This is a genomic window from Limimaricola hongkongensis DSM 17492 (assembly GCF_000600975.2).
GTDB classification, from domain to species: Bacteria; Pseudomonadota; Alphaproteobacteria; order Rhodobacterales; family Rhodobacteraceae; genus Limimaricola; species Limimaricola hongkongensis.
Map to the genome: position 1 here is coordinate 632009 of NZ_KK088650.1, position 13070 is coordinate 645078.

The 13070-nt window shown below is 67.4% G+C and carries 8 protein-coding genes; 3 read left to right on the forward strand and 5 right to left on the reverse strand.

Annotated elements, in window-relative coordinates; genetic code table 11:
• Positions 1–28 precede the first annotated feature (28 nt).
• Complete coding sequence (locus LOKHON_RS07710) at positions 29–2671, forward strand: TRAP transporter permease (RefSeq protein ID WP_017929043.1); 2643 nt, start codon at positions 29–31, stop codon at positions 2669–2671.
• Between the two features lie 49 nt (positions 2672–2720).
• Here the strand turns inward: LOKHON_RS07710 and LOKHON_RS07715 are convergent, their stop codons facing one another.
• A complete protein-coding gene (locus LOKHON_RS07715; RefSeq protein ID WP_017929044.1) occupies positions 2721–4046 on the reverse strand; it encodes a VTT domain-containing protein in 1326 nt (441 codons plus the stop codon).
• A gap of 254 nt (positions 4047–4300) precedes the next feature.
• Between LOKHON_RS07715 and LOKHON_RS07720 the strand changes: the two genes are divergently transcribed.
• Positions 4301–4810 (forward strand): winged helix DNA-binding protein, encoded by a 510-nt coding sequence (locus LOKHON_RS07720; RefSeq protein ID WP_017929045.1) that lies wholly within the window; start codon positions 4301–4303, stop codon positions 4808–4810.
• Here LOKHON_RS07720 and LOKHON_RS07725 read toward each other — a convergent pair.
• From LOKHON_RS07725 to LOKHON_RS07735, 3 genes are all read right to left on the reverse strand, one after another.
• Positions 4807–6108 carry a TRAP transporter large permease gene (locus LOKHON_RS07725; protein WP_017929046.1) on the reverse strand — a complete coding sequence of 434 codons (1302 nt, stop codon included), beginning with the start codon at positions 6106–6108 and terminating at the stop codon, positions 4807–4809. The genes LOKHON_RS07720 and LOKHON_RS07725 overlap by 4 nt on opposite strands.
• 1 nt (position 6109) lies before the next feature.
• Positions 6110–6634: a TRAP transporter small permease gene (locus LOKHON_RS07730; protein ID WP_017929047.1), complete on the reverse strand. Its 525-nt coding sequence runs from the start codon at positions 6632–6634 to the stop codon at positions 6110–6112.
• Positions 6635–6711: 77 nt separating this feature from the next.
• Entirely contained in the window at positions 6712–7671 is a 960-nt protein-coding gene (locus tag LOKHON_RS07735) for a TRAP transporter substrate-binding protein (RefSeq protein ID WP_017929048.1), read from the reverse strand.
• A gap of 117 nt (positions 7672–7788) precedes the next feature.
• Between LOKHON_RS07735 and LOKHON_RS07740 the strand changes: the two genes are divergently transcribed.
• Positions 7789–11373 (forward strand): hydantoinase B/oxoprolinase family protein, encoded by a 3585-nt coding sequence (locus LOKHON_RS07740; RefSeq protein WP_026147539.1) that lies wholly within the window; start codon positions 7789–7791, stop codon positions 11371–11373.
• 147 nt (positions 11374–11520) lie between these two features.
• On the opposite strand, the gene LOKHON_RS07745 is transcribed toward LOKHON_RS07740, so the two are convergent.
• A complete protein-coding gene (locus LOKHON_RS07745; protein WP_033315585.1) occupies positions 11521–13065 on the reverse strand; it encodes an alanine/glycine:cation symporter family protein in 1545 nt (514 codons plus the stop codon).
• Between the last annotated feature and the right edge of the window lie 5 nt (positions 13066–13070).

The window sequence follows — 13070 nt, forward strand, 5'->3', positions numbered from 1 at the left end:
GTTTCATCGATTGAGGGGGACGCGTCCGATGGCCGACCAGCGCGAGGACCGGGATGACCGGCAATATTCGGATGACGATCTTCAGGACCTCGTCACGAGCACGGATTCGGGCGCCCGCGCGCCGGTGAACCGGGCCACCGCGACGCTGATCGCGGTCACCGCGCTCACATGGTCGCTGTTCCAGCTCTGGATCGCGCAGCCGCAGCTGTGGTTCGGCGCCTACCTGCCGGTGCTCAACTCCTCGCAGACGCGGCCCATCCACCTGATGTTCGCGATCTTTCTCGCCTTTCTCGCCTATCCGGCCTTCAAGTCGAGCCCGCGCGACCGCATTCCGCTGATCGACTGGGGGCTCGCGCTCGTCGGTGCCTTCTGCGCCTTCTACGTCTTCTGGTTTTCCGACCACCTGGCCATGACCGCGCGCTCGGGCCTGCCGACGCAGGTGCAGGTGATCATCGGCTCGGTCGGCCTCGTGGTGCTGCTCGAAGCCTCGCGCCGGGCGCTGGGACCGGCGCTGACCATCGTCGGCTCGCTGTTTCTCGCCTATGCCTATTTCGGGACCGGCTGGCTGATCCCCGACCTGGTCGAGCATGAAGGGCTCTCCTTCACCTCGCTGATCAATGCGCAGTGGCTGGATACGGCGGGCGTCTTCGGCATCCCGCTCGGCGTCTCCACCGCCTTCGTGTTCCTGTTCGTGCTGTTCGGCTCGCTCTTGGACAAGGCAGGCGCGGGCAACTACTTCATCCAGCTCGCCTTCGCGGGGCTGGGCCACCTGCGCGGCGGCCCGGCCAAGGCGGCCGTGGTCGGCTCGGCCATGACCGGTCTCATCTCCGGCTCCTCGATCGCCAACGTGGTCACCACCGGCACCTTCACCATCCCGCTGATGAAGCGGGTGGGCTTCTCGCGCGAGCAGGCGGGCGCGGTCGAGGTGGCCTCCTCGGTCAACGGCCAGATCATGCCCCCGGTGATGGGCGCCGCCGCCTTCCTGATGGTCGAGTTCATCGGCATTTCCTATATCGAGGTGATCAAGCACGCCTTCATCCCGGCGGTGATCTCCTACATCGCGCTGGTCTACATCGTGCACCTGGAGGCGCTGAAACGCGGCATGCCGGCGCTTGGCGAAAGCAAGAGCTTCGCGGGAATGATCGTGAAATTCGCGATCGGCTTCGTCGTGGCCGGCGTCGCCTTCACCGCGCTGATCTATGGCGTCGACGCGCTTGAGGCAGCGCTGCCCTCGCTCACCGCGCCGATCATGATGCTGGTGCTGGCGGCGGTCTATCTGGGGCTGCTGCGGGTCGCGGCGAAACGCCCCGACCTGGCGCTGGACGACCCCTCCGACGAGGAGATCAGGCTGCCCACCGTGGGGGAGGTCTATGCGACCGGGCTGCATTACGTGCTGCCGATCCTGGTGCTGGTCTGGTTCCTGATGGTGGAGCGGCAGAGCCCGGCCAAGTCGGCCTTCTATGCGACCTGCCTGATGCTGATCATCATCGTCACCCAGCGTCCGCTCAAGGCACTGTTCCGCGGGCAGGGCGGCGAGATCGCGCATGAATTCGGCGCGGGCTTTCACGACCTGCGCGACGGCCTGATCGCGGGCGCGCGCAACATGATCGGCATCGGCGTCGCCACCGCGGCCGCCGGCATCATCGTCGCCACCGTCACCAAGACCCCGATCGGCACCGAGCTTGCCGGTCTCGTCGAACAGCTGTCGGGCGGCATCCTGATCCTGATGCTGGTCTTCGTCGGGCTGTTCTCGCTGATCCTCGGCATGGGGCTGCCGACCACCGCGAACTACATCGTGGTGTCGTCGCTGATGGCCTCGGTCGTGGTCAATCTCGGCGCGCAGGAGGGGCTGATCGTGCCGCTGATCGCGGCGCATCTGTTCGTGTTCTACTTCGGCATCATGGCCGACGTGACGCCGCCCGTGGGTCTTGCGAGCTTCGCCGCCGCCGCCGTGTCGGGCGGCGATCCGATCAAGACCGGCTTCACCGCCTTCTTCTACTCCCTGCGCACCGTCGCGCTGCCGTTCCTGTTCATCTACAACCCGGCGCTGATCCTGTACGGGATCGATCTCGGGACGTGGTTCGGCATCGGTCAGGCGGCGTTCATCTTCGTGGTGGCGACGATCGCGATGCTGCTCTTTGCCGCCGCGACGCAGGGCTATTTCCTCGCGCCGTCGAAGATCCACGAATCCGCGGCGCTTCTGGTGGTGGCCTTCACGCTGTTCGTGCCGGGCTTCTGGCTGAACCAGATCCAGAGCCCGTTCCAGACCTACCAGCCCGCCGAGTTCGAGACCGCCGTGGCCGAGGCCGATCCGGGCGACCGGCTGCGGCTCAGGATCGAGGGGCCGGACTTCAATTCGGGCGAGATCACCGAGACGACGCTGGTCATGGACATCACGGGCGATGGCGGCGCCGCCGAGCGGATCGACGCGTCGGGGCTGCTGCTGTTCCCCGAAGACGGCGTGGTGCGGCTCGACGAGCCGATGTTCGGCACGCCCGCGGCCGAAAAGCTGGCCGATTTCGACTTCTACGCCGACGCGCCGGTGCAGATCGCGCAGGTGCAGGCCCCGCGCGAGCGGATCAGCAAGTACGTGTTCTACATCCCGGCGCTTCTGTTGCTGGGGGTCGTGGTGCTGCTGCAACGCCGCCGCCAGACCGTTCCGGCCTTCTGAACCGATCCCGGGCGCGGCAGACCGCGCCCGGGACGCCCGACCCGCGGGGTCAGCCTTGCGTGCCCGCCGCCTGTGGGCCGCCTTGCGCGCAGATCCGTTCGAAGCCGGGGGTGCCCGGCGCCTGCAGCGCCGCGAGACGGCCATCGCTTTCGAACTGGCTTTCGGTCTCGACCGGCGCGCGCGGCCCCACAAGGTGCCAGCGCGCCCCGGTCACGGCCCGGCCGATCGCCTCGGCCTCGCGGTTGCGCGCGGAGTCGATGAGGGGAAACAGGTCATAGGCCAGCACCGGCACCCGCCCCGACAGGCGCAGCGTCACCGCGTCGATCCGGCCGACCGACCCCAGATAGAGCGATGGCGCGCCGTCGGGCATCGCGACCGGCCACAGCCGCAGCTGGGTGCGCGGCACCGTGCCGCGCGCCTTTTGCCAGGCCATGTCGGTGGCGATGCCGTCGAGCAGGATGGACGAGGCGGGGGGCAGGCCCTCGAAGGTCAGCTTCAGCACCTCGACCGCGTCGAGATCGTCGCCCGCATAGGTGCGGTTGCGCAGCCAGCCCAGCGCGCGCAGCAGCGTCGCCGGGTCGTCGAAGCCGATCAGCGCGAGATTCACGGGCTGCGCGGCATGCAGCGGCGTGTCGCCGGTGCGCGCCACCAGCGTCTCATCCAGCGCGCGGCAGGCCAGCGACAGCGGCAGCGGCGCGACCCGGTTGGCCGCCTGCGCCCGCCCGGTGAGCGAGCCGAGATTGACCGCGACGAACATCGCCAGCGCCAAAAGCCCGGCATAGGCCACGCGCAGCGGCAGCGCATGCCGCGCCCGGCGCAGGATCAGCGCGGTGCCCACCAGCAGCATCAGCGCCAGCCCGATCGACACCCAGTAGGGGCCGAGCCAGACCAGCAGCGGCTCTTCGGGCTGCAGCCCGAGCGCGGCGAGGCCGCGCGCCGACACATAGCCGATGGCCACGTATTGCGACACGGCCAGCACCGCGCCCAGCCCCGAGACCACGACATAGGTGCGCGGCCGCATGCCCCAGGCCCCGGCCAGCACCTGGCTCAGCGTGGCGATGGGCCAGATCAGCTGCGCGATCACCACGAAGGGCGCGCCGCGCCGCTCGAACAGGCTCTGGGCGCGGTGCATGGCGGCGGGGGCGGCGTTCATCCGTGCCAGCACCCGCGCCCCGGCGGTGCGGCCAAGCCAGAACGAGCCCTGCGCGCCGATCCACGCGCCCAGCATGCAGGCCAGGATCGAGGTCCATCCACCATCGGGGATCTGCGTGCCGAGATAGACATAGACCGGCTCGGTGGGCACGAAGACGCTGATCACCGGCAGCTGGTTGATCATCGTCGCCAGCAACAGCGCCGGTATGCCCCAGGACATCATGCAGTGACCCCTTTTCCGTGTCGCGCGACGGCATCGCGTCACCGAATGGATCTCTACAATCTCGGCGCGGCGCGCGCATCCCCCGCGCGGGGGCGGGCGGCGGAACGGTGCAGGCTTGCACAGGTCGGGGCGGCAGAAGACGGGGCTGCGGCATCGTCCGCGCCCGCGAAACCGGTGCCGTGACGATTGTAACGCCATGCAATAGACTGTATTTTGCCGACAAATCAGCGATGAATTGATGATAAGGATACGACATGTCGGAAAAACGCCGGATCGTTTCGTCGCGCCATCTCGCCGAAGGCGAGGGATGGGAGACCTCCGAGGTCGAATATGGCCTGATCATCGCCTACAACGCGTTTCACCGCTGGATGACGCGCTGCATGGCCGCCGCGGGCAACAGCGACCTGACGCCGCTCGAGATCCTCGTGCTGCACAACGTCAATCACCGCGGCAAGGACAAGCGGCTCGGCGATATCTGCTTCCTGCTCAACATCGAGGACAGCCACACCGTCAACTACGCGCTGAAAAAGCTGGTGCGGATGGAGCTGATCTCCTCCGAGAAGCGCGGCAAGGAGGTGTTCTACCGCACCTCCCCGGCCGGGCAGGCGCTGTGCGAGGCGTATCGGACGGTGCGGCAGCGCTGCCTGATCGACGGCATGAGCAATTTCGACCTGAGCGGAGACGAGCTGCGCGAGATCGCCTCCAGCCTGCGGTCGTTGTCGGGGCAGTACGACCAGGCCAGCCGCGCCGCCGCCTCGCTCTAGTTCGACATCAGCTCGGGCAGCACCGTGACGATGCCCGGAAAGATGCTGATCAGCGCCACGCCCAGGAGCAGCAGCAGGAAGAACGGAAAGGCCGCCATCGCGATCTTGAGGATGTCGAACTTGGTCATCGACTGGATCACGAAGAGGTTGAAGCCGACCGGCGGGGTGATCTGGCTCATCTCCACCACGATCACGAGGTAGATGCCGAACCACAGCGGGTCGATGCCCACGGCCGAGATCATCGGCATGATGATCGAGGTGGTCAGCACCACCACCGAGATTCCGTCGAGAAAGCAGCCCAGCACGATGAAGAACAGCGTCAGCGCGACCAGGAGCGCGGTGACCGACAGCCCCATCCCGCCGATCCATTCGGCGAGGTTGCGCGGCAGCCCGGTAAAGCCCATCGCCACCGACAGATAGGCCGCGCCCAGCAGGATAAAGGCGATCATGCACGAGGTGCGGGTGGCCGACATCAGCGCCTCGCCGAACAGCTTGATGCTGAACGACCCCGACGCCCAGGCGAGGATCACCGACAGCACCACGCCGAGCGCCGCGGCGTCGGTGGGCGAGGCGAGACCGGTGTAGATCGAGCCGATCACGCCGATGATCAGGAGCGCCACCGGGATCAGGTTCTTCGAGGCGGAGAGCTTTTCGCGAAAGCTGAACTGGCGCACCTCTTCGGGGATCAGGTCGGGGTTCATCCAGGCGCGCAGCCCGACATAGCCCGCGAAAAGCGAGATCAGCATCAGCCCGGGCAGGATGCCGGCGATGAACAGCCGCCCGATCGACTGCTCGGTCGCCACGCCGTAGACGATCAGGATGATCGAGGGCGGGATCAGAAGGCCCAGCGTCGCCGACCCCGCCAGCGTGCCGATGATCAGGCTCTCGGGGTAGCCGCGCTTGGTCAGCTCGGGTACCGACATCCGGCCGATCGTCGCGGCCGTGGCGGCCGAGGAGCCCGACACGGCGGCGAAGATCGCGCAGCCGAAGACGTTGACATGCAGCAATCGCCCCGGCGCGCGGGTGAGCCACGGCGCGAGCCCCGAGAACATGTCCTGTGACAGCCGCGATCGCAGCAGGATCTCGCCCATCAGGATGAACAGCGGCAGCGCGGTCAGCGCCCAGCTGTGCGAATGCCCCCAGAATGTCGTGGCCAGCACCAGCCCCGAGGGCGCGTTGGAAAAGGCGGTCATCGCCACGAAGGCGACGGCGCCGAGCGAAATGGCGACCCACAGCCCCGCGCCGAGGCACAACAGCATGACGCCGAGCAGGACCAGGGCGATCAACGGATCAGACATGTCACACCTCGTCCGGGCTGTTCAGGGTCGGTTTGCGCAGCCGGAAGAGATCGGCGAGCGTGTGCAAGAGCGCCACCAGCAGCAGCGCGAGCCCCACGGCCATCACGCTTTGCGGCACCCAAAGCGGCACCGGCACGATGCCGCTCGACACGTCGCCGTAATGAAAGCTCTCCAGCACCAGCGCCACGCCGTACCACAGCGCCAGCCCGACAAAGGCGGCCCCCGCCACCAGCGCGGCGGCCTCGGCCAGAAGCGTGCCGCCTTGCGGCAGGCGCTGCACGAAAAGGTTGACCCGCACATGCCCGCCCGAGCGCAGCGTGTAAGCCATCGCCAGAAAGGTCGACGAGGCAAGCATGAAGCCCGCGAAATCCGCATAGGAGGGGATCGTCGATGGCAGCAGGCCGGGGCTCAGCCGCCCGATCGCGTTGAGCACGATCTGCAGGCTGACCAGCAGGCAGATCGCGAGGATCAGCAATGCGCTGACCAGCCCCGCGGCCTTGTAAATTCTGTCGAGTAGGTTGTTCATGTCGGACGCCTCCCCTGTCCTGATGAGCATACGAAGCGACCGGCGGCGCGCCGCGCCGCCGATCCGAGCCGGAAAACTCAGTTCTCGTAGGCTGACATGACGCTCAGCGCGGCGTCGGAGGCGTCGGCCTTCCAGCTTTCGAGCATCTCGCTGCCGATGCCTTTCAGCCCGTCGAGCAGCGCGGCGCTGGGCTCGTAGACGGTGATGCCGTTTTCGGCCAGGGCGGCGGTCTGCTGCTCGGCCTCGGTGGCCGACATCTCCCAGCCGCGGGTCTCGGCGGTGGCGGCGGCGGCCAGAACGGCCTCCTGCGTCGCCTCGTCGAGCCGGTCGAAGACGCGCTGGTTCACCACCACGATGTTCTTGGGGATCCAGGCGTTGATCGGGCTGTAATGCGACACGAAATCCCAGGCGGTGGAGTTCACGCCGGTGGAGGGCGAGGTGATCATCGCCTCGACCTGCCCGGTCGAGAAAGCCTGCGGGATGTCGGAGGCCTCGACCTGCACCGGCGCGGCACCGGCCTTGGCCGTGAACTCCTCGAGCACGGCGTTGTAGGCGCGGAAGCGCAGGCCGTTGAGATCCTCGACCGTCTCGATTTCGCCGTTGGTATAGAGCCCCTGCGCCGGCCATGCGACGGAGAAGAGCGGCATGAGACCCTGCTCGGCCAGAAGCTCGGCGATCACCGGCTTCTGCGCCGCCCACAGCGCCTGCGCCTCTTCGTAGGAGGTGGCGAGGAAGGGCTGGCTGTCGAGCCCGTAGGCCAGATCCTCGTTCGAGAGCTGCGACAGGAAGAACTCGCCGATCGGCACCTGCCGCGAGCGCACGGCGTTCTTGATCTCGGCATGCGGGATCAAGGATCCGGCGGAATGGATCGTGATGTCGAGCCCGCCATCGGTGGCGGCGCGGACGTCGTCGGCGAACTGCATGATGTTCTGGGTGTGGAAGGTGCTGTCGCCGTAAGGCGTCGGCATGTCCCAGTTCTGGGCCGAGGCGGCGCCGGCGATGGTCATCGCGGCAAGGAAACCGAATGCGTGCTTCATGGTCTTCTCCCTGTTGGTCTGGCCGCCGAATCTCGACGATCACATAACGTTGACAATTTGTCAGCGTTCTGCTCATAAAGCAACACTTATTGGAATCGGAGGGGGCGCGGCGCAATTATGGCACAGAAAGCTTGGCAGTTCTGGGTGGACCGTGGTGGCACGTTCACGGACATCGTCGCGAAACGACCTGACGGGAGCCTGAAGACCCACAAGCTCCTGTCCGAGAATCCCGAGGTCTACCCCGATGCCGCCGTGCACGGGATCCGCGAAATCCTCGGTCTGGCATCCGGTGACGCGATCGCGCCGGGCACGATTTCGGCGGTGAAGATGGGCACCACCGTGGCGACCAACGCGCTTTTGGAGCGCAAGGGCGAGCGCACGGTGCTGTTCATCACCAAGGGGCTGAAGGATCTTCTGCGGATCGGCTACCAGAACCGCCCGCGGCTGTTCGATCTCAACATCCAACTGCCCGAGCTGCTTTATGACGATGTGATCGAGGTCGAGGAGCGGCTCGACGCGGATGGCCGCGTCGTCACCGCGCTCGACGAGGCGCAGGCCCGCGCGGCGCTCAAACGCGCCCACGAGGCGGGCTTTCGTTCCATCGCCATCGCGTTGATGCACAGCTACCGCTTCCCCGATCACGAAACCCGGCTGGGCGAAATGGCGCGCGAGGCGGGCTTTGGCCAAGTCTCGCTCAGCCACGAGGCCAGCCCGCTGATCAAGCTGGTGGGCCGCGGTGACACGGCGGTGGTCGACGCCTATCTCTCGCCGATCCTGCGCCGCTACGTCGACCAGGTGGCAAGCGCGCTCGACGCGGCACGCGGCGGCTGCGAGCGGCTGATGTTCATGCAATCCAATGGCGGTCTCACCGATGCCTCGCTGTTTCATGGCCGCGACGCGATCCTGTCGGGCCCGGCGGGCGGCGTGGTCGGCATGGTGCGCACGGCGGCCGATCTCGGGCTCGACCGGCTGATCGGCTTCGACATGGGCGGCACCTCGACCGATGTGTGCCACTATGCCGGTGAATACGAACGCTCCTTCGAGACCGAGGTGGCGGGGGTGCGGATGCGCGCGCCGATGATGTCGATCCACACGGTCGCGGCGGGCGGCGGCTCGATCCTGAGCTACCGCGACGGGCGGATGCAGGTCGGCCCCGAAAGCGCGGGCGCCAATCCCGGACCCGCCGCCTATCGGCGCGGCGGCCCGCTCACCGTGACAGACTGCAACGTGCTTCTGGGCAAGCTGCAGCCCGACCATTTCCCCGCCGTGTTCGGCCCCGAGGCCAACGAGCCGCTCGACGTCGACGCGGTGCGCGCGAAATTCGCGGCGCTGGCCGCCGAGATCGGCGGCGACCGCTCGGTCGAGGAGGTCGCCGAAGGCTTCCTGCGGATCGCGGTGGAAAACATGGCCAACGCGATCAAGAAGATCTCCGTGCAGCGCGGCTATGACGTGACCAAGTACACGATGAACTGCTTTGGCGGCGCGGGCGGGCAGCATGCCTGCCTCGTGGCCGACGCGCTGGGCATGGAAAGCATCTTCATCCACCCCTTCGCGGGCGTCTTGTCGGCCTTTGGCATGGGGCTGGCCGACATCCGCGCGATGCGCGAGCATCAGGCGGGCTGCGATCTCGCCGATCCCGACGCCGCCCGCCTGCTTGATGGGCTGAAGGCCGAGGCCGTGGCCGAGGTGTCGGGGCAGGGCGTGGCCGAGGCCGATATCGATGTCGCCGTGATCGCGCATATTCGCCCGCGCGGCGCGCAGCAGAGCCTCGAAGTGCCTTACGACGCGGCAGAGGAGATGACCCGCGCCTTCGTCGCCGCGCACAAGGAGCGCTTCGGCTTCGCGCCCGAGACCGGCGACCTGATCCTCGACGTGCTCGTGGTCGAGGCGATCGGCCGCACCGGCGAGGCGGTGAGCCTGCCCGATCCCGACGGGCAGGACCGCGCGGATGCGACCGTGCGGCTCCATGCGGGCGGTGACTGGCGCGACGTGCCGCTGGTCGACCGCACCCGGCTCGCGATCGGCCAGATCGTCACCGGCCCCGCGATCCTGACCGAGCCCACCGGCACCAACATGGTCGAGGCCGGCTGGCAGGCCGAGTGCAAGCCCGGCGGCAACCTGCTCCTGACCCGCGTCGAGGCGCTGGAGCGGGCCGAGGCGATCGGCACGCAGGTCGACCCGGTGATGCTCGAGGTGTTCAACAACCTGTTCATGTCGATCGCCGAGCAGATGGGTGCGACGCTCGCCAACACCGCCTATTCGGTCAACATCAAGGAGCGCTACGACTTTTCCTGCGCGATCTTCGACCAGAACGGCGACCTGGTGGCCAACGCGCCGCATGTGCCGGTGCATCTGGGCTCGATGTCCGAAAGCGTGCGGACCGTGCTGCGCGAGAATGCCGGGAAAATCCGCCCCGGCGACGTGTTCATGACCAACAACCCGTTCAACGGCGGCACGCATCTGCCGGACGTGACGGTGATCACCCCGGTCTTCGACGTGGCGGGCGAGCGCATCGTCTACACCGTCGCCTCGCGCGGGCACCACGCCGATATCGGCGGCAAGACGCCCGGCTCCGCCCCGCCCGACAGCCGCAGCATCGAGGAGGAGGGCGTCGTGATCGACAACTTCCTGCTGGTGGAGCAAGGGGCCTTGCGCGACGCGCAGGCGCGCGCGCTGCTCGGCTCGGGGAGGTACCCGTGCCGCAACATCGAGCAGAACATGGCCGATCTCGCAGCCCAGATCGCCGCCAACGAAACCGGCGCGACCGAGCTGCGCAAGATCACCGCGCAGTTCGGGCTCGACGCGGTTCACGCCTATATGGGCCATGTGCAGGACAATGCCGAGGAAAGCGTGCGCCGCGTGCTCGACGTGCTGCATGACTGCGCCTTCAGCTACCCGCTCGACAGCGGCGCGCATATCGATGTCGCGATCACCGTCGATCGCGCGGCGCGCAGCGCCCGTGTCGATTTCACCGGCACCTCCGCGCAGAGCGAGTTCAACTACAACGCCCCGCTCGCGATCTGCCGGGCGGTCGTGCTCTATGTCTTCCGCACGCTGGTGGGCAGCGACATCCCGATGAACGAGGGCTGCATGAAGCCCCTGGAGCTGATCGTGCCCGAAGGCAGCATGATCAACCCGCGCGCGCCGGCGGCGGTGATCTCGGGCAACACCGAGGTCAGCCAGTCGATCGCGGACGCGCTTTACGGCGCGCTGGGCGTGATCGCGGGCAGCCAGGGGACGATGAACAACTTCGTCTATGGCAACGACACGCATCAGAACTACGAAACCATCTGCGGCGGCACCGGGGCGGGGCCGGATTTCGACGGGGCGAGTGCCGTGCACAGCCACATGACGAACACCCGCATGACCGACCCCGAGGTGCTGGAGTCGCGTTTCCCGGTCCGGGTGGACGAGTTTTCGATCCGCGTGGGGTCCGGCGGCGCGGGGGCGCATCGCGGCGGCGACGGCATCGTGCGGCGGCTGCGCTTCGAGGAGGCGATGACCGTGACGACGCTGTCCTCGCACCGCCGGATTGCGCCGCATGGCGCCGCGGGCGGGGCGCCCGGCGCGACCGGCGAAAACAGCGTCGAGCGGGCCGATGGCCGCGTCGAGGCGCTGGGTGGCAATGACGAGGTGCAGCTCGAACCCGGCGACGTCTTCGTGATGAAGACGCCCGGCGGCGGCGGCTTCGGCGCGTTCTGAGGCGCGGCCCCTTCACGGCACCCGAAAGCCCGGCGCCCCGCGCGCCGGGCTTTTTCGTCTTCGACGGGCCTTGACGAAAAACCCGCCGGTCGGTGTGACCGACCGGCGGGAAAGAGGGGCCGAAAAGAGCCCGGACAGGGGGCGGGTTCAGTTCTTGTAGGCCACGATCTCGCCGGTGCGCAGCCGCTTGCCATAGGAGCCGAGCTCGCGGCGCACGATCTTCATCAGGAAGTACAGGCCAAGGATGTTGACCACCGCCATGGCGAAGATCGCGGCATCGGAGAAATCGATCACCGGGCCGAGATTGGCCGCCGCGCCGATCACCACGAAGACGCAGAAGATCAGCTTGAACACCAGCTCCTTGGTCCGGCCCTCGCCGAACAGGTAGGTCCAGGCCTTCAGCCCGTAATAGGACCAGCTGATCATGGTCGAGAAGGCGAACAGCACCACCGCCACCGCCAGCACGTAGGGGAACCAGCCGATGCCTTCGGCAAAGGCCGCCGAGGTCAGCGCCACGCCGGTGTTGCCGTCGACCGTGGCGATCGCCGTGCCCGCTTCGTCGAGCACGAAGCGCCCGGTCTGCGGGTCCATGATGAGCTGGCCCGAAATGGTGATGACAAGCGCGGTCATGGTGCAGATCACCACCGTGTCGATCAGCGGCTCCAGCAGCGACACGAAGCCCTCGGTGATCGGCTCCTTGGTCTTCACGGCCGAATGCGCGATCGCGGCGGAGCCGACGCCCGCCTCGTTCGAGAAGGCCGCCCGCTTGAAGCCCTGGATCAGCGCGCCGACGAGACCGCCCGCGACACCGAGCCCCGAAAAGGCGCCCTCGAAGATCTGGCCGAAGGCCCAGCCGATCTTGTCGTATTCGGCGATCAGGATGATCAGCGCGGCACCCACGTAGAGGATGCCCATGAAGGGCACGATCTTCTCGGTGACGCGGGCAATCGACTTGATGCCGCCGACGATCACCATGAAGACCACCGCCGCGAAGACCAGCCCGGTGATCCAGCCCGGGTAATCGCCGACGATGCCCGAGATCTGCGCATGCGCCTGGTTGGCCTGGAACATGTTGCCGCCGCCCAGCGCGCCGAGGATGCAGAAGATCGAGAACAGCACCGCCAGCACGCCGCCGCCCGGCAGGCCGAGTTCACGAAACCCCTTGGACAGGTAATACATTGGCCCGCCCGAGACGGTGCCGTCCTCGTATTCGTTGCGGTATTTCACGCCCAATGTGCATTCGGTGAATTTCGACGCCATCCCCAGAAGACCCGCGAGGATCATCCAGAAGGTCGCGCCCGGCCCGCCGATGCCCACCGCCACCGCGACGCCCGCGATGTTGCCAAGCCCCACCGTGCCCGACAGCGCCGTGGCCAGCGCCTGGAAATGGCTCACCTCGCCCGCGTCGTCTGGGTCGGAATAGTCGCCCTTCACCAGCCGGATCGCATGGCCGAAATAGCGAAACTGCACGAAGCCGAAATACAGGGTGAAGACGGTCGCCGCGACCACCAGCCACATCACGATCCACGGGAAATCCGTGCCGTAGAGCGGCGCGAAGATGAAATTGACGAAGGGCCCCGTGGTCTGGGCGAAGATCTCGTTGACGCGCGCGTCGAGCGTGGAGCCCTCCTGTGCCGCCGCGGGTGCGGCGAGCAGCGCCGCGCCGAGCGCGGCCATCATGGTCCGGGTCATGTCGC